26 protein-coding genes and 1 tRNA gene are annotated in these 24,111 nt (G+C 56.3%); 5 read left to right on the top strand and 22 right to left on the bottom strand.

What is annotated here, in order from left to right:
* Nucleotides 1-38: 38 nt before the first annotated feature.
* From tatC to ACOSDR_RS03840, 10 genes are all read right to left on the bottom strand, one after another.
* Complete coding sequence (gene tatC / locus ACOSDR_RS03885) at nucleotides 39-893, bottom strand: twin-arginine translocase subunit TatC (protein WP_420724198.1); 855 nt, start codon at nucleotides 891-893, stop codon at nucleotides 39-41.
* Nucleotides 890-1,597, bottom strand: coding sequence for a Sec-independent protein translocase protein TatB (gene tatB, locus ACOSDR_RS03880; RefSeq protein WP_420730423.1), 708 nt, complete (start codon nucleotides 1,595-1,597; stop codon nucleotides 890-892). The genes tatC and tatB overlap by 4 nt, the downstream gene beginning before the upstream one ends.
* A 70-nt stretch (nucleotides 1,598-1,667) precedes the next feature.
* A complete protein-coding gene (locus ACOSDR_RS03875; RefSeq protein WP_420724599.1) occupies nucleotides 1,668-1,913 on the bottom strand; it encodes a twin-arginine translocase TatA/TatE family subunit in 246 nt (81 codons plus the stop codon).
* Nucleotides 1,914-2,029: 116 nt separating this feature from the next.
* Nucleotides 2,030-3,109 carry an ABC transporter ATP-binding protein gene (locus ACOSDR_RS03870; protein ID WP_420730422.1) on the bottom strand — a complete coding sequence of 360 codons (1,080 nt, stop codon included), beginning with the start codon at nucleotides 3,107-3,109 and terminating at the stop codon, nucleotides 2,030-2,032.
* An 82-nt stretch (nucleotides 3,110-3,191) separates the two neighbouring features.
* The gene (gene scpB, locus ACOSDR_RS03865; protein ID WP_420730421.1) at nucleotides 3,192-3,863 is read right to left on the bottom strand and encodes an SMC-Scp complex subunit ScpB; all 672 of its coding nucleotides are present in this window, start codon (nucleotides 3,861-3,863) and stop codon (nucleotides 3,192-3,194) included.
* A gap of 35 nt (nucleotides 3,864-3,898) precedes the next feature.
* Complete coding sequence (locus ACOSDR_RS03860; protein ID WP_420730420.1) at nucleotides 3,899-4,798, bottom strand: segregation and condensation protein A; 900 nt, start codon at nucleotides 4,796-4,798, stop codon at nucleotides 3,899-3,901.
* A 63-nt stretch (nucleotides 4,799-4,861) separates the two neighbouring features.
* Complete coding sequence (nagZ, locus tag ACOSDR_RS03855; protein WP_420730419.1) at nucleotides 4,862-5,875, bottom strand: beta-N-acetylhexosaminidase; 1,014 nt, start codon at nucleotides 5,873-5,875, stop codon at nucleotides 4,862-4,864.
* 16 nt (nucleotides 5,876-5,891) lie between these two features.
* Complete coding sequence (locus ACOSDR_RS03850) at nucleotides 5,892-6,815, bottom strand: SPOR domain-containing protein (RefSeq protein WP_420724204.1); 924 nt, start codon at nucleotides 6,813-6,815, stop codon at nucleotides 5,892-5,894.
* A gap of 97 nt (nucleotides 6,816-6,912) precedes the next feature.
* Nucleotides 6,913-8,745, bottom strand: coding sequence for an arginine--tRNA ligase (gene argS / locus ACOSDR_RS03845; RefSeq protein WP_420730418.1), 1,833 nt, complete (start codon nucleotides 8,743-8,745; stop codon nucleotides 6,913-6,915).
* Nucleotides 8,746-8,791: 46 nt separating this feature from the next.
* Nucleotides 8,792-9,946: a deoxyguanosinetriphosphate triphosphohydrolase gene (locus ACOSDR_RS03840; RefSeq protein ID WP_420730417.1), complete on the bottom strand. Its 1,155-nt coding sequence runs from the start codon at nucleotides 9,944-9,946 to the stop codon at nucleotides 8,792-8,794.
* 154 nt (nucleotides 9,947-10,100) lie between these two features.
* Here ACOSDR_RS03840 and erpA point away from each other — a divergent pair, with 154 nt between their 5' ends.
* Together erpA and ACOSDR_RS03830 are read left to right on the top strand one after the other, a co-directional pair.
* Nucleotides 10,101-10,466, top strand: a complete 366-nt coding sequence (gene erpA / locus ACOSDR_RS03835; protein WP_420730416.1) for an iron-sulfur cluster insertion protein ErpA — start codon at nucleotides 10,101-10,103, stop codon at nucleotides 10,464-10,466.
* 24 nt (nucleotides 10,467-10,490) lie between these two features.
* Complete coding sequence (locus ACOSDR_RS03830; RefSeq protein ID WP_420730415.1) at nucleotides 10,491-11,108, top strand: TetR/AcrR family transcriptional regulator; 618 nt, start codon at nucleotides 10,491-10,493, stop codon at nucleotides 11,106-11,108.
* A gap of 25 nt (nucleotides 11,109-11,133) precedes the next feature.
* On the opposite strand, the gene ACOSDR_RS03825 is transcribed toward ACOSDR_RS03830, so the two are convergent.
* From ACOSDR_RS03825 to yajC, 4 genes are all read right to left on the bottom strand, one after another.
* A complete protein-coding gene (locus ACOSDR_RS03825) occupies nucleotides 11,134-11,508 on the bottom strand; it encodes an Mth938-like domain-containing protein (RefSeq protein ID WP_420730414.1) in 375 nt (124 codons plus the stop codon).
* 46 nt (nucleotides 11,509-11,554) lie between these two features.
* The gene (gene secF, locus ACOSDR_RS03820; RefSeq protein WP_420724210.1) at nucleotides 11,555-12,511 is read right to left on the bottom strand and encodes a protein translocase subunit SecF; all 957 of its coding nucleotides are present in this window, start codon (nucleotides 12,509-12,511) and stop codon (nucleotides 11,555-11,557) included.
* Nucleotides 12,512-12,514: 3 nt separating this feature from the next.
* Nucleotides 12,515-14,128: a protein translocase subunit SecD gene (secD, locus tag ACOSDR_RS03815; protein WP_420724211.1), complete on the bottom strand. Its 1,614-nt coding sequence runs from the start codon at nucleotides 14,126-14,128 to the stop codon at nucleotides 12,515-12,517.
* 90 nt (nucleotides 14,129-14,218) lie between these two features.
* A complete protein-coding gene (gene yajC, locus ACOSDR_RS03810; RefSeq protein ID WP_420724212.1) occupies nucleotides 14,219-14,626 on the bottom strand; it encodes a preprotein translocase subunit YajC in 408 nt (135 codons plus the stop codon).
* A gap of 218 nt (nucleotides 14,627-14,844) precedes the next feature.
* On the opposite strand from yajC, the gene ACOSDR_RS03805 reads away from it, so the two are divergent.
* The 3 genes from ACOSDR_RS03805 (at nucleotide 14,845) to ggt (ending at nucleotide 18,681) form a co-directional block, all read left to right on the top strand.
* Nucleotides 14,845-15,720, top strand: a complete 876-nt coding sequence (locus tag ACOSDR_RS03805; RefSeq protein WP_420724213.1) for an ATP-binding protein — start codon at nucleotides 14,845-14,847, stop codon at nucleotides 15,718-15,720.
* A 739-nt stretch (nucleotides 15,721-16,459) separates the two neighbouring features.
* The gene (locus ACOSDR_RS03800) at nucleotides 16,460-16,768 is read left to right on the top strand and encodes a hypothetical protein (protein ID WP_420724214.1); all 309 of its coding nucleotides are present in this window, start codon (nucleotides 16,460-16,462) and stop codon (nucleotides 16,766-16,768) included.
* Nucleotides 16,765-18,681 carry a gamma-glutamyltransferase gene (gene ggt / locus ACOSDR_RS03795; RefSeq protein ID WP_420730413.1) on the top strand — a complete coding sequence of 639 codons (1,917 nt, stop codon included), beginning with the start codon at nucleotides 16,765-16,767 and terminating at the stop codon, nucleotides 18,679-18,681. Before ACOSDR_RS03800 ends, ggt begins: the two co-directional genes overlap by 4 nt.
* Here the strand turns inward: ggt and ACOSDR_RS03790 are convergent.
* The 8 genes from ACOSDR_RS03790 to ACOSDR_RS03755 form a co-directional block, all read right to left on the bottom strand.
* Complete coding sequence (locus ACOSDR_RS03790) at nucleotides 18,678-19,529, bottom strand: hypothetical protein (RefSeq protein WP_420730412.1); 852 nt, start codon at nucleotides 19,527-19,529, stop codon at nucleotides 18,678-18,680. The two genes, ggt and ACOSDR_RS03790, sit on opposite strands and share 4 nt — an antisense overlap.
* A gap of 307 nt (nucleotides 19,530-19,836) precedes the next feature.
* Nucleotides 19,837-19,913 (bottom strand) — tRNA-Pro (locus ACOSDR_RS03785).
* A 50-nt stretch (nucleotides 19,914-19,963) separates the two neighbouring features.
* Nucleotides 19,964-20,419: a MerR family transcriptional regulator gene (locus ACOSDR_RS03780; RefSeq protein ID WP_420724217.1), complete on the bottom strand. Its 456-nt coding sequence runs from the start codon at nucleotides 20,417-20,419 to the stop codon at nucleotides 19,964-19,966.
* An 89-nt stretch (nucleotides 20,420-20,508) separates the two neighbouring features.
* A complete protein-coding gene (locus tag ACOSDR_RS03775) occupies nucleotides 20,509-20,799 on the bottom strand; it encodes an integration host factor subunit alpha (RefSeq protein ID WP_420724218.1) in 291 nt (96 codons plus the stop codon).
* 106 nt (nucleotides 20,800-20,905) lie between these two features.
* Complete coding sequence (locus ACOSDR_RS03770) at nucleotides 20,906-21,880, bottom strand: beta-ketoacyl-ACP synthase III (RefSeq protein WP_420730411.1); 975 nt, start codon at nucleotides 21,878-21,880, stop codon at nucleotides 20,906-20,908.
* On the bottom strand, nucleotides 21,877-22,947 hold the full coding sequence (plsX, locus tag ACOSDR_RS03765; RefSeq protein WP_420724220.1) for a phosphate acyltransferase PlsX: 1,071 nt from the start codon (nucleotides 22,945-22,947) through the stop codon (nucleotides 21,877-21,879). The genes ACOSDR_RS03770 and plsX overlap by 4 nt, the downstream gene beginning before the upstream one ends.
* A 311-nt stretch (nucleotides 22,948-23,258) precedes the next feature.
* Nucleotides 23,259-23,444 (bottom strand): 50S ribosomal protein L32, encoded by a 186-nt coding sequence (gene rpmF / locus ACOSDR_RS03760; protein WP_420724221.1) that lies wholly within the window; start codon nucleotides 23,442-23,444, stop codon nucleotides 23,259-23,261.
* An 86-nt stretch (nucleotides 23,445-23,530) separates the two neighbouring features.
* Nucleotides 23,531-24,109, bottom strand: coding sequence for a YceD family protein (locus tag ACOSDR_RS03755; RefSeq protein ID WP_420730409.1), 579 nt, complete (start codon nucleotides 24,107-24,109; stop codon nucleotides 23,531-23,533).
* Nucleotides 24,110-24,111 lie beyond the last annotated feature (2 nt).

The following is a 24,111-nucleotide window of genomic DNA, read 5'->3' as shown; positions in this document are numbered from 1 at the left end:
ACGCACCGGGGGCACACGTCCAGCCGCTGTAATGGATTTTAAGGTTGGGAACCCGCCTTGCGGTCTTCGGCATCCGGATCGTCGTCATCGTCGTCGACATCCAGACCCAACAGCTTATCGCGTTCCTTGCGTTGACGTTCAATCAACACACCGCACCAAATAGAAATTTCGTACAGCAGGATAATGGGAACGGCGAGACCGATCTGGCTCAACGGATCTGGCGGTGTCAGCACCGCAGCGACGATAAAGGCAACTAGCACCGCATAGCGACGTTTTGCCCGCAAACCATCCGACGTCGCTATGCCGACCTTAACCAAAAGGCTGAGCAGCACGGGCAGTTCGAAGCACAGACCGAACGCAAAAATCAATGTCATGGCAAAGGACAGATATTCACTGACCTTTGCTTCCATTTCCACCCGCAGGCCATCTGCGGCGGATTGCTCAAAGCCTAGAAAGAAGCTGAGCGCAACGGGCATCACCAAATAATAGACAAAGGCCGCACCCAGGGTGAACAGGAAAGGCGTTGCCAACAGAAATGGCATGAATGCTTGTTTTTCGTGACGATACAGGCCGGGCGCTATGAACATCCACATCTGTCCCGCAATTATCGGGAAGGTGAAACAGAAGGAGGTAAACAACGCCACCTTCATCTGGGTAAAGAACCATTCCTGTGGGGCCGTGAAAATCATACGGCGCCCTTCCAGATTGTCCCCCCAGGAGGATATCAACGGATGCGCAAGGAAATTATAAATCGGTTCAGCAAAGGCAAAGGCTATGAAAAAACCGATCATCAAGGCGCCAACAGAAATCAACAGCCGCCGACGAAGCTCCTTTAAATGCTCCATTAGCGGCGCTTTTGAATTTTCCAATTCGCTTTCATCAACGCTGCTCATGACTTATCGCCTGTCTTCTTAGCAGCCGCTTTTTTGGCAGCAGTCTTTTTAGCACCCGCCTTTTTGACTGCTGTCTTCGCAGGTGCCGTTTTGGGTGTGCCTGCTTTTGTTGCAGACGTTTTTGTTGCAGACGTTTTTGTTGCAGATGTCTTTGTGACGGGCGATTTCTTTGCGGTGGCCTTTTTCGCAGCCGCCTTAGGGGGTGCCGTATCGAGACCTGTCTTGGACGCCGCACCATCTGGATTGGCCGTCTTGGCGTCCTTGACCGATTCCCCATCTGCCTTCACGTCAGGCTTAGGCGTGGTCGTGCTGGGGGAGTCTGTGGCGCTGGACGATGCGGTGGTGCTGGCTGTGGGCGTTTTATCCGGGAAATTGGGGCGTGCGCTTTTGTTGATCCAATCCTTTGCGGACGACACCTGCTCCTTCGTATCCTTCATGGATTTGGATACTTCACCAGTCGGATCGATATCTTTCACCCAATCAGAGGACCCGCTTTTTGCCTTCGTGACTTCATTTTTGATGTCTTGCAGGTCCGCTTCCCGGGCCATTTCATCCATGGCGCTGTGGAACTCACCTGCCAAAGAACGGGCTTTTCGCATCAGTCCGGAAACCGTGCGAAACACGCGCGGCAATTCCTTGGGCCCAACAACAAGAACGGCCACAACACCAATCACCAAAAATTCCTGCCAACCGAAGTCGAGCATACCTCACCGCACAAACCGGGTTAAAGAAAAGACACGCTTATAGAGGCAGTCTTATGGCTGCCCCGCGAACTCAGCTGTTTACAGCCTTATCCTTTTTCGTCGTCTTCTCAGCATCCCCATCGGCGGCGATGCGCTTGGCTTCGGTTTCAGACTCTTCATCCGCAGAGCCATCCGTCTCGTCCTTCATGTTCTTCTTAAAGGTTTTCAAACCTTTACCGAAGTCGCCCATGAGGCTGGAGATTTTGCCTTTACCGCCAAAAAGCAGCAATACGACAGCCAAAACGATGACCCAGTGCCACCAAGAACCGATACCCATAAATTCTACCCCTGTGGTCTCTTTGCCGTCTGTATAGACAGAAACGACACGTGTTTCACGGTTCAATCAAAGCCCGCCATCACAGTGTGACCGGACCCTGATCTCGCTTGTCCCCGCTATGTAGCGCCTTCCGAGGGAAAAACAAAGACCTGACTGCGATCCAAATGAACAGATTGCAATTCGCCTTCCTTCGGAAGATACCGGCCGGGCATGCGCGCATGTAAATGAACCGCCTGATCGCTGGTTTCGCAAGTGCATAAATGAATTAAACTGGTCCGACCCAGCATTCGCGACGCCAAAACCTTTACCCGCGCTGGGGCGTCGGACGATACAGGCGATAAATTCAAGGCTTCGGGGCGGATCACGACTTCAACTGCCGCCCCCTCTTTCAAGCCACCTGATGGAAAACTCCCCAACGGGGTTGCCGCCTGCCCTTCTGCAACAGTCCCCGCAATTTTGTTCACATCGCCAAAAAACCCTGCAACAAAGCCATTTTTAGGCTTTAAGTACAAAGTATCTGGTGTTCCTTCCTGTTCTAACCGCCCATCACGCATCACGACGATGCGGTCCGCCATATGCATCGCTTCTTCCGCATCATGGGTGACCATCAGGACCGCCGCGCCTGATTCTTTCAGGATATGCAGGGTACGATCCCGCACAGATTCCCGCAAACGCGCATCCAGGCCGGAAAAAGGCTCATCCATCAAAATCCCATGCGGTTCCGGGGCCAGCGCCCGTGCCAGGGCGACCCGCTGTTGTTGACCACCGGACAATTCATGGGGATAAGCCGCCGCATAGTCGGTCATGCCAACCTGTTTCAGAACGGCCACAACTCGGTCTTTGGCCTTGGCCTTATCCGTCAGGCCAAAGCCAATATTCTCGGCAATCGACATATGAGGAAACAGGGCGTAATCCTGGAAAACCAGACCCAGATTGCGGTTTTCCGGCGCGACCATTTTCCCCTTCTGAGAAACCGGGACGCCATCCAGCAAGACATGTCCCGCCGTCACGGGTTCCAGACCTGCGGCAATTCGAAGCGCCGTTGTCTTGCCACAACCAGAAGGCCCCAACAGGCACACAACCTCACCCGGATGCACCTTCAGGTTCAACCCCAGAACAGAAGGCGTGTCGCCATAAGAATGACTGACATCCCGCAATTCAATAACGGGTGGCAAAGAGTGTTTGACGTCTTGCATAGAGATCATTGATCCAATCTATTGAGAACCAGTCGCAGGTTCAAGGCCAGCCATGCCATGCGCGGCCCTTTTTATCCCTTTATCAGTCGTCCAGGGCGATATGCTCATCTTCCTCAACGGCGTCAAAGGCTTCATCGTTTTCCAGAAAGGCCGTGCGCTCGTCATCCTCTTCATCCTGCGCCTCGTCATCCGTATCCGTGCCCTGCATGGCAATCGCCCCCAGATTGGGACGGCTATCCAACAGGCCTGCCGCCTTCAATTCCTCAACGCCGGGCAGATCATCCAGGCTTTCCAGGCCAAAATCTGCCAGGAAGCGCTCTGTCGTGCCCCATGTCACCGGCTTTCCAGGCGCGCGCCGGCGGCCTCTTGGGCGTATCCAGGCAGCTTCCAGCAAGGCATCCATTGATCCTTTGGACAGGGCAACCCCGCGAACTTCCTCAACCTCCGCCCGGGTAACGGGCTGATGATAGGCAATGATGGCCAGGGTTTCGATCGCGGCACGGGACAATTTGCGGGGCACTTCCCGCTCCACCGTCATGTGAGACGCCAAGTCGCTTGCCGTGCGGAAGCACCACCCCTTCCCCACCTTCACCAGGTTCACGCCGCGCGCCGAATACATGCCTTCCAGCTCTTCCAGAAGGCTTGCCAGGTCCACCCCTTCCGGCAAGCGTTCTAACAGGGCGGCATCTTGAACAGGCTCAGCGGCAGCAAACAGCATGGCCTCTAGCAAACGTAATTGCTGAAATCGATCCATCTCTAACAGTCCCAATCTATGCAGAGCGTTATCGCTCAGTCTTCCTTATCTTCAAACAAGTCCATGTCGTCCGGGTCCAGCGGGTCTTCATCCGCCGCCAATGCATGCGGATCAGGCTGCTGCAAATCTGCGCCCGGTTTTGCGCGCATATAGATCGTGCCAAAAGTGCCGGTCTGGCGGATTTCCACCAACCCCTCTTTCGACAATTCCAGGCTGGCCGCAAAGGTGGAAGCCATAGCGGACCGACGCAGCAGCGGGTCGTCGCTCTCATAGGGAATAAACCGTTCCAATGTCTGCCAATCGGGCATTTCGCCCAGGATGGCGCGCAATCGACGGGCCGCCTGTTCCATCGAAACCAGACGCGTTGGCATGATCCGCAATTCGCTGCCAATATCCTGTTTTCGGCGGATATCCCCATAGGCCCGCAGCAGATCCAGTAGATTGGCATCATAAATCGCGCGATTGGCAATCCTCAGCCGCTCTGGCATGCCACGAGCAAAGAACTCCTGTCCCAGGCGCGGGCGATCAAACAGAATCTTGGAAACGCCCTGCATCGCTTCCAGCCGCTGCAACTGAAAAGCCAGACGCGCAGCAAGCTCAGCCGGGTTTTCCTCTTCCGATTCATCGGCAGGCGGCGGCAGCAGCAATTTGGATTTCAGATAGGCCAGCCAGGCCGCCATCACCAGATAATCTGCCGCAAGTTCCAGCCGTAACTCTCTGGCTTTATTTATGAATTCTAAATATTGCTCGGCCAGCGCCAGAATCGAAATCTTCGCCAGATCAACCTTCTGATCGCGCGCCAGGGTCAACAGCAAGTCGATGGGCCCTTCGAATCCATCCAGATCCAGAACAAGATTGTTCACGGTAATCAGGCCCGCAGCAGGGGCGGTATCTTCCTGAAACTCTGATCTGGGATCTGATCCGGTATCCGACACGGTTCCGTCCTTAATTGACTGACATAGTGATGTGCCGGATGACACCGCCTTTGGCAAGAATGGCTATATCAAAAGCGCCATGAGTTCCGCCAAGGCGGCGTCTGCATCAAAGTCAGGCTCCACCTGGCGCAGGCTTGCCGCCCTGGCCCAGCGGCGTTGCGCCTCTGGCGACATCGGGCCGGTCGCAGCCATGACAGCCTGCATTTCCTGCGGATCGCCATTGCAATGAAGCACGAGGTCACAGCCCGCTTCCAGGGTGGTTCTGGCGCGGTCTTCAAAACTGCCGCCCAAGGCCTTCATGGACAGATCATCGGTCATCAGCAAGCCATCGAATAGCAGGGCTTCGCGAATGAAGGCGATCCCGATTTTGGATTGCGTGACAGGACGATCCGGGTCCAGCGCATCAAAAACAATATGCGCCGTCATCCCCAGTGGTATCTCAGGAAGCTTCATGAAGGGCACGAAATCCGTGTTCTTCAGCACCTCTAACGGCGCATCGACACGGGGAAGATCATGATGGCTGTCGGCCATTGCGCGCCCATGGCCCGGCAAATGCTTAGAAACCGGCAGAACACCGCCCGCCAGCAATCCCTTAACCGCGATACGACCACAGGCCGCAACAAGGGCGGGATCGGTCGAGAAGGCGCGATCCCCGATCACATCATGGGATCCTGGTATCGGGACATCCAGACAGGGCACGCAATCCACATCAATGCCTAAATCCGCCAGATCCCGGGCAATCAGGCGATAATTCAACCAAATCGCCCGCAGGCCATCGGTAATATCGCGATCATACAGGTCGCCCAATTGCCGCGCCGTGGGGGCGTGTCGCCAATGGGGTGGTTTCAGGCGTTGAACCCGGCCGCCTTCCTGATCAATCAGGATCGGCGCATCGTCCCGACCAACACTGGCACGCAATTCCTTCACCAGGGTGCGTACCTGATCCGGGGTATCGATATTTCGGGCAAATAGAATGAACCCCAAAGGGTTTGTCTGTGCAAAAAACGCCGATTCCTGAGGTGACAGTGTCAAACCCTGGCAGCCAAGCAGGGCAGCAGACGGCACAGTGGGGCTCATAATGGCGATCCCACTACTAACTGCCGGGCGCAACGGGAATACAGGCCAACTTCTTGGCCTTCATTTCGGCGCATAGCGCTTTTGCAGCATCGCCATTGGCTAAAGGCCCGCCACGAATCCGGTAGTAGGTGGTGCCATTCACTGTTGCTTCCTGAATTTGCACCGCCAAATTGCCCAACAGATCCGGATTGGCGGATTGCTTCTTGGTCCATTCCGCGCGGGCGTCCGCTTCGCTGCGCAAGGCTGCGATTTGAATCCGCCAGCCATTTCCGGCGCTGGAGGGGGCCGTCGTTGTTGCAGCAGGTGTAGCAGCCGTCGTTGAGGCCGGAGCGGCTTCCTGAGCTGCCGGTTTAGGGGGCGCCGGTGGTTCCGGCTGAACCGGCGCAGCGGCGACCTGCTCTGTCTCTGAGCCGACCGTCGGTGGCGGAGCCGTTGGCTGTGCCAAGACTGCATCTGGCGCAGGCACTGGTGCGCGCGTCGCGGACGCATCAGAGCCTGTTGTTGTCGATGGGGCGGAAGGCTCTGTCGGTGCCGCGGGAGCCTTATTGGGCGTTCCCGCAGGCGCATTCTGCAAGATATCGACAGGCGGGCTGCGTGGTTCCTCTGGCGGGGGCAGAATACGCTCTACAGACGCCGTTTCCTGATCCCCGGAGACGCGATCATAGATTCCCAGTTCCGTCCCTGCGATTTCACGCCCGCCCGGATTTAAAGGGGGTTCTTTTGCCGTTCCCTCAGGCATCAACAAGGGGGCGGCAGTCTCACTGCCTTCCCTAACGCCTTGAGAATAGGCATACCAGATGATGCCGCCCAGGGTCAGCAGAGAGACAACCCCCACCGCGATGGGCAACAGGCGCAAACCGGATTTTTTCCGATCCGCCCCCGGCTCATCGCCGAGTTCCCCAAGTTCACGATCCAGTTCGTCATATTCCGTGGCAATCATGCGCAGTGCGCTCCATTGACTATGACGCGGGCAAAACCCACGCAGTTATGAGCCGCTTTACCTCAGCACTCAGCTTAGAATGTGGGGACGATGGGCCCTAATTCAATTCATTGCGCGGCTCAACGCCGAACACAGACAAGCCAGATGCGATCACGATTCTAACCGCCATGACCAGTGCCAATCGCGCCTGGGTGACTTCTGGTTCTTCCGGGTGAATGACGCGCAGCGCCGTGTCTTCCCGCCCCTGCGTCCACCACCCGTGGAAGGTTGAGGCCAGGTCATACAGGTAATAGGCAATGCGATGGGGCTCTTCGGCTTCGGCAGCAGAGTCCACAACACGCGGCCATTCCGCCATCAACCGCAACAACTGCTCTTCCGCCGGGCCGGACAGAACGGTCAGATCAGCTGCCATCAGTGCCGCATCGCTGACATCCAGATCAGGCATTTGCTCGTCTGCCATGCGAAACACCGAATGGGTCCGGGCATGGGCGTATTGAACATAGAACACCATATTATCGCGGGATTGTTCCTTAACCGCGGTCAGGTCAAAATCCAGCGGGGCGTCTGGCTTGCGGGTCAACAGATAGAACCGCACCACATCCTTGCCCACGGCCACTTCCAGGTCGCGCAGGGTGACGAAGTTCCCTGCCCGCTTGGACATCTTCATGGGTTCGCCCTTATCCAGCAGGCGGACCATTTGGCATAGCTTGATCGTCAGCGTTGCCTCGCCCTGGGACGCGGCCTGAACTGCGGCCTGCATCCGTTTGACGTATCCGCCGTGATCGGCTCCCCAGACATTGATCTGGCGCTTGAAGCCCCGCAGATATTTATCGCGGTGATAGGCGATATCGGATGCAAAATAGGTCCAACTGCCGTCTGATTTTTGCAGGGGCCGGTCCACATCATCGCCAAACTGGGTTGACCGGAACAGGGTCTGCTCCCGGGGTTCCCAATCGTCCAGCTTCTGGCCTTTCGGTGGTTCCAGAACACCGCGATAGACCATGTCCTTTTCCTTCAGATAGGACAGGACGCTGTCGACTTTACCGCTTTGGATGATGTCGCGTTCCGATGTGAACTCATCCTGTACGATCCCCATGACAGCCAGGTCCGCCTTGATCAGTTCCAGCATCTTTTCCACAGCCACCAGGCGTATGGGGTCCAGCCATTCTGATACCGGCACCGGCTTGACCGCGCCATCTGCACCGCGCGTGATCAGGCTTTCGCCAAACTTATCCAGCACCGCTTGCGCTGCAGGAATCAGATACTCACCGCGATATTCCAATTCCCGATCCGGGGCACCCATTTCAACCGTAAAGGCCTTGATTGCGGCCTCATCGGTAATCGCATAGGCCTTGGGGTCCAGCAGTTCCAGATAGCGCCAGTAAACCGCCCAGCCCAGGCTGTCGATCTGTGATCCTGCATCATTGACCCAATATTCCTTGCAGACGTCATAGCCTGCCTTCAACAACAGACCAGACAGGGCATCGCCTACGACCGCGCCCCGCGCATGGCCAATATGCAAGGGTCCTGTCGGATTGGCCGATACATATTCGACATTAACCTTTGTCCCAGTCCCCATGTCGCTGTCGCCATAGGCGGTATTGAGGCGCAAAATGCCGCGCAACACGTCGAACCAGACAGACTCTTTCAAACGCATATTTATAAAGCCGGGACCGGCGATCTCAGCGGTTGCGATCAGGTCACTCTCCGGCAGGGCCTTTGACAGGATATCCGCCAGGTCGCGGGGCTTCATGCCTGCCTGCTTGCACAGCACCATGGCGGCATTCGTCGCCATATCGCCATGGGCGCGGTCCTTGGGCGATTCCACCGTCACGCGCGACAGATCCAATCCATCCGGCAAGATGCCTTTTGCGACCATTGTTTCCAATATGCGGACCAGATCGGTCTTAACGTCCCGAAATATATTCATGATATCGCTCTTTGTGTTTTGGCGTGCTGGCCCCAGCCGGGGCGGATCATTCGGTGTGAAAGATTCGTCGGTGCAGACGTTTGGCAAAACGATCCGTCATGCCCGCAATATAATCGGCAACGATCCGCTCCCAACTTTCATTCACCGCGCGGGGATACGCCGTCAGCCACGACATGTCCAGCGCATCGCGCACTTCCAGGAAATACGTAAACAGGTCCCGCACGATCTGGGCACCGGCCTTGCGTTCTGCATTCACGCTGGGGGACCGATACATATGTTCGAAAAGGAACGTTTTCAGGGCCCGCTCATTTTCCTTCATCGGCTCGGTGAACCGCACCATCGCTTCCCCGCAATTGCGCAGATCTTCTGCCGATACCGGCGCAATCCGCGCCAGTCTGCGTGTGGTGCAAGCCAGGGTATCGTCAATCATGTCACCGATTAAGCGCCGCACAGCTTCCGAGATGACATCGGATTCGGGCGCATCCGGCTCATCCTTGCGCACCTTGGCAAAAACCTCCGCAACATGGGGAACGGAATCGCACAAGGCCTCTATGGTAAACAGGCCGGCGCGCAGGCCATCATCCATATCATGATGGTTATAGGCGATATCATCAGAAATCGCGGCGATTTGCGCCTCGACCCCCGCATGAGTGTAGATTTCCAAGTCAAATTGGGCGTTGAACCAAGCCAGGGTGCTGGGCAAAGGGGATTTGGTCACCGGACCATTATGTTTCACCACACCTTCCAGGGTTTCCCAACTAAGGTTCAGCCCGTCGAATTTGGGATAGCGCTGTTCCAACAATACCAGAACCCGAAGGGCCTGATCATTATGGTCAAACCCGCCATAGCCCGCCATAACCGCGTCCAGCGCGTCTTCCCCCGCGTGACCAAAGGGCGTGTGCCCCAGATCATGGGCCAGAGCAATCGCTTCTGTCAGATCCTCATCCGCGCGCAGAACCCGCGCAATCGACCGCGCGATTTGAGACACTTCCAATGAATGGGTCAAGCGCGTGCGAACATGGTCCCCTTCCGGCGAAATGAAAACCTGGGTCTTATGCTGTAACCGCCGAAAGGCCGTACAGTGAATAATCCGGTCGCGATCTCGCTGAAACGGTGTGCGGGTCCGTGACGCTTCCTCCGTCACCAACCGGCCGCGGGTGGCTTCATAATCCGTCGCATAAGGCGCTCTTAACACAATCACGTCTGCACCCTCCTTGGGCGACATTGTAGGATCTATCGGGATGGTCTATTCCGAGTCCGTCGATTGACAAAACACTGTGACCACTTACCTATGAGAAGTGCCTAGCAATGTGCTAGTGTATCGGAATTGGCAACCAGTTTAGGACTTAAAAGTGATGTCTGACCCTTTCGCAATCGAAACCGATGAAGCCACACGGCATCTCAGCCTGTCAGATTCCGCTGTTGCGCGCCTGAACCGTTTGATCAAACAGGAAGGCAAGCCAGACCTGATGTTGCGGGTTACCGTATCGGGCGGCGGCTGTTCCGGTTATCAATATGGCTTTGATTTCGACACCAAATCCGGCGCCGACGATCTGGTGTTTGAACGCGATGGCGTGCGCGTTGTCACCGATACGGTATCAATGGACCTGTTGGCGGGGTCCGAACTGGATTATGTCGATGATCTGGTCGGGGCCTATTTCAAGGTCAACAATCCCAATGCCTCCTCCTCCTGTGGCTGTGGAACGTCTTTTTCCGTCTGATTGAACCAGTCGCGGGGACAGCGTATGAGCGGCCTTCGCGAACAACAGAAACAGGATCGGGAATCACGTCTCCTGCATGCAGCCGCGCACTGCTTCCGGTCCGCTGGCTATGGCAATGCCACAATCGAAGACATCGCCAGACAGGCCGGTCTTTCCCCCGGAACCGTCTATAATTATTACGGGCATAAAGGGGAAATGCTGATCGCCCTGGTCGCGATGGAAGTAAACGATGTTCTGAAAGCAGGCGAATCCTTTGTCAGGAACCCTTCCCTCGATGTGCTGGAATCGGTTGATGGGTTGATCGGCCTTTTTCTGGAAAAATCACTTGTCTATCTGGACAAGGAAAGCTGGCGACACGCCATCGCCGCCTCTATCGAACAACCCGATGCGGTTTTTGCCAGCCACTATACCGATCTGGACGCCAGACTGGCCGATCAGATCAGTCGTATGCTGATGACCTTGCAACGACTGGACCGCATCCACCCGAAAATAGACCCGCAAGTATTCGGTCGCATGCTGTTTAACAACATGAACAATCAATTCATCGAATTTGTGAAGGATACGCCGCGCGAACTGGAACAGTTGCGCGCCGATCTGCGCTATCAACATACAGCCTTGTGCCGGTTGATAGAAATCGGGTGACGCCCCTCTCCCGTGCTGGAGTCGATCACACCGGGATCAGGGCCGCAGCGGCGCGTCGTCCTTCTATCATCAGGACATTGAATGTGCGACAGGCGGCCCCCGTCTTCATGATATCCATGGAAAGCCCTGCATTCCGAATGGTATCGCGCAAGGCTGAGGGAATCATCTCCATCCACTCCCCCGTCCCCAACAGCAGAACCTCAATAGGGGGCGATTCCTGCTGAACCAGTGACAAAGCATCCAGGGAGACATCAGCCGCCCGGGTCAAGGACCACGGCACCACATGGGTCGGAAACACGATCACAGGCCCCTGATAGGCAATACCGCGCACTTGAAATCGGCCCGGACCATAAGAGTCGATCAGCATCCGGTTTTCGGGAACTGCTGGGGTGATATCCATTCGGCCGCCCCTTCCTGACGCAATCAATTAGGTGAAGAGGCTGACTTTATGCCTGTTCTGCCTTTGCCTCTTCCGATGTACCAACATCATCTCCACGATGCGGTTCCAGCACTAACAGCAACGGCACGGCGATACAAATCGACGAATAGGTCCCGATTGTAATCCCCCAGATCAGCGCGATGGAGAAGTCACGGATAACCCCGCCCCCGAACACCGCCAGCGCAGCCAGCGCCAGCAATGTGGTCAAGGCTGTCATCGTGGTGCGCGACAAGGTGCTGTTAATGGCGATATTGAACAAATCCGGAAGCGACATCGTCTTGTATTTGCGAAGGAATTCACGCACACGGTCAAAAATAACCACGGTATCATTGATCGAATACCCAGCAATCGTCAGAAGCGCCGCCACAGTTGCCAGATTAAATTCCAGCTGCAGCAATGCGAACAGGCCAATCGTGGTGATCACATCATGCAACAGCGCCACAACGGCGCAGATCCCGAACTGCCATTCGAATCGCAGCCAGATATACAACATGATTGCCCCGATGGAGAAACAGATGGCATAGATTGCCGCCTTCTGCAGTTCCGCCCCGACCGTCGGTCCGACGACTTCGGTCCGGCGATATTCCTTTTCGCCGTTCGCATCGACAGAAACCATGGAATCAATGGCATCTTTTGCCTTTTGCAGGGCAGCCTGTTGCGCCACATCATCACCGGGTTGGCGTTGAATGCGGATCAACAGATCGTCCGGCGCGCCAAACTCCTGAATCTGAACATCCCCCAGACCCAGGCTGCCCAGTGCTTCCCGGAAGTCAACAACGCCCTTGCCTTGCTCTGTCTTGACCTCCAACAGCGTGCCACCGACAAAATCAATCCCAAGGTTCAAGCCACGGGACATGAATAACCCGATAGACGTCGCAATAAGCAGGACAGAGAAGATATAGGCCAATCTGCGCCGACCAATGAAGTTGATTTTCGTATTGTCTGGAATCAATCGTAACAGCATGGATCAGGCCTCCTCAGCCACGGCCTTGGCGGCAATTGGCAATGTCGTCGGTTTCTTCGCTCGTGCATACCGTACGATAAGATAGCGCGTAACCATGATCGCCGTGAACATAGAGGTCACAATGCCGATCGCCAGGGTAATCGCAAACCCCCGAATGGGGCCCGATCCAAAGGCAAACAGCAGAACCGCCGCGATCAGGGTTGTCAGGTTTGAATCGACAATGGTGACAAAGGCACGCTCAAACCCGGCCTCAATGGAATTCAGGACGCCGCGACCATTTGCGGCTTCCTCCCGAATGCGTTCAAAAATCAGCACATTCGCATCAACTGCCATACCGACCGTCAATGCAATCCCGGCGATCCCCGGCAGAGTCAGTGTTGCGCTGAGCGCAGACAACACGCCAATAATCATGATCAAGTTTAATACCAGGGCGATATTGGCAAAGACACCAAACCGGCCATAGGTCACGAACATGAAGACCACCACCAGCACAAATCCAACCACGCTGGCCAATTCGCCGGCTTCAATCGAATCCTGTCCCAGCCCCGGCCCAACCGTGCGTTCTTCGATGGTATCCATCTGCGCTGGCAATGCCCCTGCCCGCAGCAGCAGGGATGTTTCCTGGGCCTCTTCCAGACTGAAATTCCCGGTGATGATGCCACTGCCGCCGAGGATCGGGCTTTGAATGCGCGGCGCACTGACGACCTTGCCATCCAGAACGGCCGCCAGAAAGCCGCCAACATTTTCCTGTGTCACCCGCCCAAAGCGCTGTGCGCCAATCGAATCGAAGGTGAAGGAAACCACGGGACGACCATCCTGAAACGTCGCCTGGGCATTGGTCAGATTCTCACCGGAAACAAATGCCTGGCGGGATACCAGATACTGTCGCAGCGGCTCACCCGAAGCTGATTCCTCAATCGATGGCATCAATTGATAGCCAGACGGCGCGCGGCCCGATTGAATGGCTTGCGCCTGTTGTTCAAAATCCACCAGATGGAAGGTCAAACGCGCCTGGGCATTCAGAATTGATTTCAATTCATTGGTATCAGCCAGACCTGGCACCTGTATCAGAATGCGATCCAGGCCCTGGCGTTGGATTGTCGGCTCCGTCAGGCCCAGCGCGTTCACACGGCGTGTCACGACCTCTAAGGACTGCGCCATTGTGCGCTGATTGATTGCCAGAACTTCAGTTTCCGGCAGCACCAAACTAAACCGCGTATCGCCTGTTCGGACCACATCATAACCCGGTGCCGCATCGTCAATGGCTTCCAGCGTTGCATCCCCGTCCGCTGCGTCGCGAATGGTGAACGAAACACTAAGGCCGCTATTATCGACATTAAAGCTGCTGGCGCGCACCCGCTTTTCGCGCAACAGGACCCGCAGCGCATCGGCTGTGGAATTCAGACGTTCGTGGATTACATCATCGGTTCGGACCTGAACCAACAGATGCGCTCCCCCCCGCAGATCCAGCCCAAGGCTCAGCGACTTGCCTGGGGCCCAGGTTGGATAATCCTCCCAGGGGGACCAGGGGCCCGTCACGTTTGGGGCGGCATAAAGCACACCCAATAAGGCGATCACCGCGATCAGGCCCTTTTTCCACGCAGGAAATTGCAGCATACGAACCGTCCGTTACGTCTGAAGTCCAAAAAGGTTAAGGATAAGACCCTCGCAAGAGCCTTATCCCCCCTTAAGATAGGCGAAATCCAATCACTTCTTGCCGAAAAGACCACCCAACAGGGATTTCTTTTCCGTTCCCTGCTCATTGGCGGGGGCGCCCTTGGCACCGTCTTTCGCCGGTTCCGGCTTGGACACGACATCCATCAGGGTCGACTTCAGAACGCGGACTTCGACATCGTCTGCGATCTTGACCTGCAATTCATTGTCATCAACGACCTTGACGACCGAACCCAGAATGCCGCCGCCCAGCACAACCTTATCACCGCGACGTGCCGCCGACAGCTTGGCCTGATGCTCTTTCTGGCGCTTCTGTTGCGGGCGAATAAGCAGGAAATAGAAAATTACGAAAATCAGGATCAGCGGCAAAAACATGCCCAACCCGCCTTCTCCCCCAAGTGCACCAGCCGCGTCCTGCGCGAAAGCCGTTGAAATCAGCATGTGTCTACTCCCAGTTTGGTTTGTGCCCGTTTGGTTTTGTGAAAGATGGGGAGGCGTGCCGCATTCCGCCATCTGTAAAGTCGCGGGGGACTATACGGACACGCAAGGAAAGTGCAATGCCATGTGTTAAGGGGCACTTTGGGTCGATTGACCACCCCGAACCGGGGCGATAGGGTTTGCGCCCTATCCAATCCATCCAGCATCCAGGAACACTGTTTATGGTCGAGTCTGATACGCATTTACAAACAACCCTATTGCGCATCGCCGATGCGCTGGACAGACTGGCCCCGCCGCCGCCGACCAAGTTTGAATTAGGGGCCGCAGAAGCCTTCATCTGGCACCCGGAAACAGACCAATTGGAAGCGGTTCCAAAGGTCAACCGTGTTGATATAAGGTTGCTGCAAGGCATTGATTTACAATGCAATCAATTGCTGGAAAACACCCGCCGATTCGCCAATGGCCTGCCTGCAAATAATGCCTTGCTGTGGGGCGCGCGGGGGGCTGGTAAGAGCTCTCTGGTGAAGGCATCTCATGCAGCGGTCAATGCAGAACTGGCGCAGTCGGGTGAGAGAAAGCCAGTCTGCCTGATTGAATTGCACCGGGAGGATATTCCCACCCTGCCCCGGCTTCTGACCCTGCTGCGACCATTGGACCGGCGCTTCATCCTGTTCTGCGACGATCTGTCCTTTGATGGCCAGGACGCAGCCTATAAATCGCTGAAAGCGGTACTGGAAGGGGGAATCGAAGGCCGGCCGGAAAATGTCCTGTTCTATGCGACATCCAACCGTCGCCATCTGATGCCCCGTGACATGATTGAAAATGAACGCTCCACAGCGGTCAATCCATCCGAAGCGGTGGAAGAAAAGGTCTCCCTGTCCGACCGGTTCGGCTTATGGCTGGGCTTCCATTCCTGCGATCAGAATACCTATTTCGAAATGATCCGGGGCTATGTGCAGGCCTATGACCTGCCGATCGAAGAGGATGCCTGGCGCCCCATGGCCGTTGAATGGACCGTAACCCGTGGTGCCAGATCCGGTCGCGTCGCCTGGCAATTTATTCAGGATCTGGCCGGAAAACTGGGCAAACCTCTTTAGATAGACAGACGTTACCCGCACCCTTCGCGCCTTCTCTGCGGTTTATCTGCAAAAACCCTCGTCACCCCGGACATCGATCCGGGGTGACGATGTATTAGACATTTACACCCGCACCCTGAGGAGCGCAGCGTCTCGAAGGGTGGTCTGTCTGTAAGCACCGCCCTTACAGCGCATCCTTCGAGACGGCGCTGTCGCGCCTCCTCAGGATGAGAATGGTGCTTAAGGTCAGAAGTGGAATGCCATAGCCCACCAGCCCCTCAGCGCCCTTTGCGCCTCCTCCGCGCTCTCTGCGGTAACTCTTCAAAGAAGCCAGAGCCACATGCCCGAACCTGCGCCACCCGCCCTGGATCCCGGATCAAGTCCGGGATGACGATGTATTAGACATTTACACCCTCACCCTGAGGAGCGCAGCGTCTCGAAGGGTGATCTGTCTGTAAGCACCGCCCTTACAGCGCATCCTTCGAGACGGCGCTGTCGCGCCTCCTCAGGATGAGAATGGTGCTTAAGGCCAGAAATGGAATGCCATAGCGCACCAGCCCCTCAGCGCTCTCTGCGCCTCCTCCGCGCTCTCTGCGGTAACTCTTCAAAGAAGCCAGAGCCACATGCCCAAACCTGCGCCACCCGCCCTGGACCCCGGATCAAGTCCGGGATGACGATACTGAGGGAGTGTTTCTTCCTTCACGCTTGCCCAGATTGCCATAATTCCCTTACCATTGTTCCAGAGCATAGGGGGGATGGCATGCCAAAAGCGGAGGCAAAGGTTATTCAGTTGAAAGATGTAAGACCCGCCACCATCCGGGGGGGCGCAAGACCATCACGGGTGCAATTGGCTTATCTTCTGCGGGGCGTGGACCAACCGGGCGGAAAACTGCCGCTGTTTGATGAGGACGGTCAGCGCATCAGCGACCGAACCGTGCGCAGTTGTATCGAACAGGGCTGGGCCGAACCCTGGTTCAACAATCCGCTGAAACCGGACTGGTTGGTCTGTAAGCTAACCGATCTGGGCCGGGCACAGATCGACGCTGAGAAAACCCGCAGCGCCTCATGAAGGAGCAACCGGGCACCATTTCTTCCCTTTTGCGTGCGGGGTTAGGACTGATCGTCCTTGGCGGTGGATCCATGCTGGGGGGATTGGCGTTGCAGGCGCTACTAGGCGTGCCGGGGGGCGATGCGCCGGGTAAATCCCCCTCTCCCAGCGCTGCCATAGAAGGGATCGCACCGGAAGCCCTGATCGACCGGCCAGAAACTGAAGCTGAAAACAAGGCGGTAACCGCCCAGGAGTATATGATGGTTGCCGCCCATCCGGTCGCCGCCCAGATCGGGGCTGCCATTCTGGATGAAGGTGGATCAGCGGTGGATGCAATCATCGCTTCCCAGATTGCGCTAAACCTTGTGGAACCGCAAAGCTCTGGCATCGGCGGTGGTGGCTTTCTACTGGTCTGGGACGCCAAAACGGGGGGCCTGACATCCTATGACGGCCGGGAAACCGCCCCGGCAAATGGCAGTGGTGACTATGTGCTGCAACAGGATGGCGCGTTCCGACCCTTTATGGAAGCTGTGACCGGTGGGGCCTCGGTCGGGGTTCCCGGCATTTTGCGCATGCTGGAACTGGCCCATCAGGATCATGGAACACTGCCCTGGGCCCCATTATTCACCCCCACCATTCAATTGGCGGAAAAAGGGTTTCCAATCAGCCCACGCCTGAATGGATTGCTGCAGGATGCGCCATATCTGAAAGACATGGAACCGGCAGGGTCTTATTTTTATGATACCGCGACTGGAAAACCCCATCCCATTGGCACAATTTTGCGCAATCCGGATCTGGCCCGGTCCCTGCGGGCCATTGCAACCGGTGGCGCCGATGCGTTCTATACCGGCCCCCTGGCCGAAGACATCGTTACAGCAGTTCAAACTGCCCCCCGTAATCCTGGGGCCCTGTCTCTCACCGATCTTGCCAATTACACGGCAAAGCGCCGCGACAATCTGTGCCTGACGTACCGCATTTATCAGGTCTGTGGCATGGCACCGCCGTCCTCCGGTGGGTCAACAGTGCTGCAAATCCTGGGGCTGATGGAACAAAGCGAGCGCGACATCCGAAAGACAGATCCGCTTTCTGCCGATGGCATTCAGATATTTGGGGAGGCGATGCGCCTGGCCTTTGCGGATCGGAACCGATTTCTGGCGGATACTGATTTCGTTTCCGTACCCTTGAAGGAGATGCTGTCACCCGCCTATTTGGTGCGGCGCGCACGGACGATGGATTTCAGCCATGCGCCCAAAGTGCCCAGAGAGGCGGGTAATCCGACCAACGATCACGCCTTCCTGCCCAATGTTCTGGATGACAGCCCGGAACTCCCCTCCACATCGCATCTTGTGGCGGTGGACCGCACCGGAAGTGTTGCGACCATGACGACCTCCATCGAAACGGGATTTGGCTCACGCGTCATGGTCGGTGGCTTTCTGCTGAACAATCAATTGACCGATTTCGCCTGGAGTGACGTTGAAAACGGCCTGCCGATTGCCAATCGCTATGAACCAAACAAGCGCCCGCGCAGTTCCATGGCCCCAACACTGGTCTTCGGTCCAGATGGCCAGCCACGTCTGGCACTGGGCTCGCCCGGCGGCAGCCGGATCATCGGCTATGTCGCAAAAACCGTGATGGCGGTGCTGGATTGGGATATGAGCTTACAGCGCGCAATTGAAACGACTCATTTTCTGAATCGCAATGGCGCAATGGAGATCGAGGAAGACCCCAATCTGGATGGCATCGCCGCCACGCTGACCGCGCGGGGCTATGACGTTCAACGCCGCGCGATGGCAAGCGGCCTGCACGGGGTCGAATTTATCGGTGGTCAGTATATCGGTGGCGTCGATCCAAGGCGCGAAGGGCTGGCCGTCGGTGAAGGAAACCTATCGTCAGACCTGGATCAGGTTTTCGACAGGCTGATCCCCCAACGCTAATACTGATCCGACCGAAATCCTTTCAGGGCGGCCTTCGCCCTATCGATCGAGTCCCCATTTGGAAAGCCTATCCGGATATCGACCCTGAAATAGCCATCGATGGCACATTCCTGTTCCGACAGACCGTGACGAAGGCCCGCCGCGACTTCCTCCGCCATTTCCGACTCTGAGAAAGCGCGCCGATAGCGCACCTTTTCCACCAAAGTCTCTAGGCGATAGTCATGATGTGCCAGGGCTTGTTCAATGGCCGTAACGGACACTCTGGGTCTGGGGCACAACAACAGCCACGGCTTGTTCTTGCCCGCACAGATGGTCAGCAGGGCATCCATTGCACCGGCAATGTGATCCCCGATCGCCCCGCTTTCATAGATCATATCCGCCCGCAACACGGCATCGCGTAAACCGGATGGAATTTCATCGGTCAGAACATTGCACGCATACGCCCCGTCCAAAGCCCCGATTGATTGGGCATAGTGCAAAGCGACATCGGCAATATCGACGCCATCGATCCAGTGTTCGGGAAGGTCTCCTTTACGATGCGCCGAAAATGTTGCCGCATCCCCGGCGCTTGGCGCATCCGCCTGATAAATCCGATACAGATCGGCCATCGTGGATCCCGTGCGCAGACAGGCACCGACTGCACCATAGCCACAGGCGAAATCAATCAGGCGCGGTACGTCCACCGTTTCCCGCCGATCTGCCAGGATAGGCATCAGGCGGGCAAGGATCGCCGCCAGCACGCCTGGCATGCGATAATCCCCCGTCGCCACACCCCGGAAGTAGGGGCGCGGATCTGATAGATTGTACAACCTGTCAAATTGAGTCCAGTGGGTGGGCGCGTCGACCATTTCGCATCTCCAAGAATGAGACACCATCATGACGGATCATGCCTGCGCTTGTCACCCCGAACAAACCGCATTCGGCTTGGTCCGATCCCACAGACACGGAGCAAAAATGTTTGTGGGATCGGTGTATCGTCCAAGCGGCGGCCAGTGCCTCCCGGTCAACGCGGCTGGTTGTGACGGAGTCCTGTGACCAAAATAGGGCGACCAGATGAAGGTCTTATGAAGGGATTGAGGCGCGGGAAACTGGCAAGCTGCACCCCACTACGAAAAAGGGGCTAGCGGTGATATGCCGCTAACCCCTTGGTCTCACTGGTCGGGACGGCAGGATTTGAACCTACGACCCCTACACCCCCAGTATAGTGCGCTACCAGACTGCGCTACGCCCCGTTAGTGTGAGACGGGTTCATATAGAACCTGTGGCCCTGCCTTGCAATTCCCTATTCACGGTCTTTTGCATGATTTGGTGAGACGGCATCGTCAACAGCCAGTAAATCACGGGCCTGGGCCAGTTCCTCGCGCAGGCTGTGCAGCGCCGCGACATCAATCTTTGACGGGGTTGAGGCGATTTCGGGTTCCGGCGCGGGCACCGTTGCCCCCTCGTCACCCCAATCCAGCACCGTCTTAACCCCATTATCGCGCAGCAGTTTCTGCACACCGCGGATGGTATAGCCTTCTTCATGCAGCAACCGACGGATCACCTGCAGCAGGCGCACATCTTCGGGGCGATAATAGCGACGCCCGCCCGCGCGCTTCATCGGCTTGATATGGGTGAATTTTGTTTCCCAGAATCTCAGGACATGTTGCTGAATATCCAACAGATCAGCCACTTCCGTAATAGTCCGGAAGGCGTCTGCGGACTTTTCCGCCCGACTGAGATCTGAAATATCACTCATACTAATTGCCAAGTCCGACCGTGAGGCAAAACGAATGGCCCTTTGCGACGAATGGGTATGGGGACAACATCCAACCCGGATTCAATCGATCACTGATTGATTTTGTCCTTAAGGACATGGCTGGGCCGAAACACAAGAACGCGGCGCGGCAGAATCGGCACTTCCTCTCCCGTCTTGGGATTACGCCCGATACGCTCGCCTTTTTGACGCACGGAAAAGCTACCAAAGGAAGAGATTTTCACTGATTCTCCAGTAACCAGTGCATCTGCCATCTCCCCCAAAATGGCTTCCACCAAAGCGGCCGATTCGATTCGCGACAGGCCAACTTCCTGATATACCGCTTCGGCCAGCTCCGCGCGGGTAACGGTTTTTCCCGCCATAGCCCAAACTCCCCCAAGGTTTTCAAACGATTACGATGGATCAGAGTATCCCCGTCTGATTATCGCGTCAACAAACCAAGTTACAGAATCTGATTTCAGGGTCACATCACCAACGAAGCAATGCCGCCCCAAAGGTGAATCCCCCCCCCATCGCGGTCAAACCGATCAGATCACCTGGCTTAAACAACTGTCGTTCCATGGCCTGATTCATAGCCAGGGGAATCGTCGCTGCAGACGTATTGGCATGCTCTTCAAGGGAGACAATCACCTTCTCATCTGAAAGATCAAGACGTTCCCCTACTTTATTGATAATACGTATATTTGCTTGGTGCGGGACCAGCCAATCCAGATCAGATGTGGTCAATCCTTCCGCCTTTAGCAGCCCCAGCACCAGCGAGGACATATGCTCCACTGCATGCTTGAACACCTCTTTTCCCTGCATGCGGACATAACCTGCTGTGCCGGTTGTGGCCGGTCCACCATCCACGTACAGGCTGTCATAAAATCGCCCGTCCGCACCCAGTTTTGTGGAAATGATACCGCGATCACGCTCCACCCCATTCGTGGTTTCCGCCCGCAGCACCACGGCACCGGCACCGTCGCCAAACAAAACACAGGTTCCCCGGTCTTCCCAATCCAGGATGCGGCTGTAAATCTCTGCCCCAATAACCAGCGCACAGGTCGCCTGGCCCAGCCGTATCATGTTATCCGCCTGGGTCAGGGCATAAACAAAACCGGTGCAGACAGCCTGAATATCAAACGCGGCGCCGGATCGAATGCCCAATTTCGCCTGAACGCGGGTTGCCGTTGCTGGGAATGTATTATCGGGCGTGGTCGTCGCCAGGATCACCAGATCGACATCTTCCGCCGTAACGCCAGCATTCTGCATTGCCCGCCTGGCCGCCGCACAGGCCAAGTCCGACGTCAGCTCACCCGGTGCTGCAATGTGGCGCCGGGCAATCCCAGTGCGCTGTTTTATCCATTCATCCGTCGTATCGATCGTCTTGGACAGATCATCGTTTGAAAGGACCTTGCTGGGCAAATAGGCCCCGACACCCCGTATTACGCTTCTAGTCTTCACGATGCTTTGACTTCGGCTTCGACTTCAACACTCACCGGAACCTCCGCCCCTTCCTGATTAAGGGTTTCAAAATCGGCCTTCATCTTATCGATGAAACCATGCGCGCACATATCCGCCGCCACACCAATCGCATTGGCAAAGCCAATCTCGTCCGTGCCACCGTGGCTTTTTACCGTGATTCCATTCAGGCCTAGCAAGACCGCGCCGTTGTAACGACGCGGATCGACCCGATAGCGCAATTTGCCCATCGCGCGTTTGGCGATCAGATATCCGATTTTGGCCAGGGTGCTGGATTGAAATGCTTCCCGAAGGAAGGCACTGATCAGACGGGATGTGCCTTCCGCTGTTTTCAGGGCGACATTCCCAGTAAACCCGTCTGTCACGACAACATCCACAGTGCCGCCTGCAATGTCGTCCCCTTCAACGAACCCAGCAAAATGCATGGGCAGGGCGCTAGCGCGCAACAGGGCTGCGGCCTGGCGAATTTCATCGCGACCTTTCAGGTCTTCCGTCCCGATATTCAACAGGCCCACGCTGGGTTTGGAAATTCCCATAACAGTGCGGGCGAAGACCTCCCCCATCACGGCGAATTGTACAAGATGCTGGGCGCTGCATTCCACATTCGCGCCCAAATCCAGCATACAGGTCTCCCCCTTCTGGGTCGGGAAGAAAGAACAGATCGCAGGGCGGCTGACGCCCTTGAGGGTGCGAAGTCCAAACATCGCCAGCGCCATCAGGGCGCCGGTATTGCCCGCAGATACACAGCAATCAGCCTCTCCCGCCTGAACGGCATCAATGGCTTTGCGCATGCTTGAATCTTTGAGATGCCGCAGCGCATAGCTGGGCTTGTCCGTGCTGGCCACAACCTGTTCGGTGTGGCGAATTTCGACATAATCTTTCAGCAGGGCTTCTTTTTCGACAAGCGGTGCAAGAATGGCCTGATTGCCAAAAATCAGAAACCGCGCGTCGCCCAGGCGCTCCCGTGCAAGCGCGGCGCCGCGCACCACGATATCAGGAGCGCCATCGCCCCCCATTCCATCCAATGCGATCACCAGAGGCTTCGCCACGGGCAGTGTCCCCTTAACGCGGATAACCCGACCTTAGTACCTTTGAACACGCCGCGCCTGCGGAGCATCTAGTCGAGTATATTATTCTATACCCTGCATCGGAACACCTCCCCGGGTGTCCGACAACCCCCTGCCAGATAAATTTGCTATCTGACATTAAACATTGCCCAACAAATACAGCGTTAAACACGTCACGTGTTCAATGAACTCAGTGTCCGGCAACACCAATCGGGCCCGCAAGGGCCCGATTCTGTTTACTCTGATACCAACTGGTCACTCGACCCCTTAAAAGGATCCCAAGTGCCGTTAGTTTAGAATCCGCTTTTCGGCTCTACAACCTGGCGACCACGATACATGCCGGTCTTCAGGTCAACATGGTGCGGACGCACCATTTCGCCGGTGGTCTGATCTTCACGATAAGACGGATTGCCCAGCGCATCGTGCGACCGACGCATGCCACGGCGGGATTTGGTGATCTTGCTCTTTGGAACTGCCATTTGTTTGACCTTCGTAAGCTTGAGGTGTCTTGCAAAACGGCGGCCTACATAGCCCTTTTGTAAGGCTACGGCAACCCGGTTTGCGTCTATTCGTCATCCTTGCTGGTAGAATTTGATAATCCAGCCAGCGCGGCGAATGGATTTTTAGGTTCTGTGCGATCCAATAGCGCCTTACGCCCCTCGGGTAAAGCATCCAGTACCTGGTCCAGGTCAACGCCATCCTGGCGGGGATACGGATCCAGCGCCAATGCCAGTTGCTGGGCGACGGCTTCTCCCACATCAATCTTACCCTCCAGAATGACATCGGGCGGATCTGCGTCTTCCAGGGTCAATTCAACATTTTCCTCCACCATCGATGCGGGGGCAAATTCCAGGCTGAAGGGAACCCTCATGGATTGTTTGAGGAACGCTTGCGTGACGACACAGCTTTGCTGGACCACAGCCAGGATTGTGCCCTTCACCTGCACCATAGGCCCGCCGGCCAGCAGCGTCAGGCGACACTCAGCAGACAGGCTGTCCACCCTCAGAATATCAAAACGCCGCGCCAGGGCCTCACGCTGTGTCGCATCCGCCTTCAATTGCATCTGCAGGCCCTTGGAGGGGATTTCATCGACCTCTATCACAGTGCTGAATTCTGGCGCGTCCTGATCTAACTCTTTCGTCATGA

Origin of the sequence: Hwanghaeella sp. 1Z406 (genome assembly GCF_048892425.1) — a bacterium.
Lineage (GTDB): Bacteria > Pseudomonadota > Alphaproteobacteria > UBA8366 > Aestuariispiraceae > Pacificispira.
Note: the sequence above shows the minus strand (reverse complement) of the source record. Positions and strands in the feature narration are given on the sequence as shown.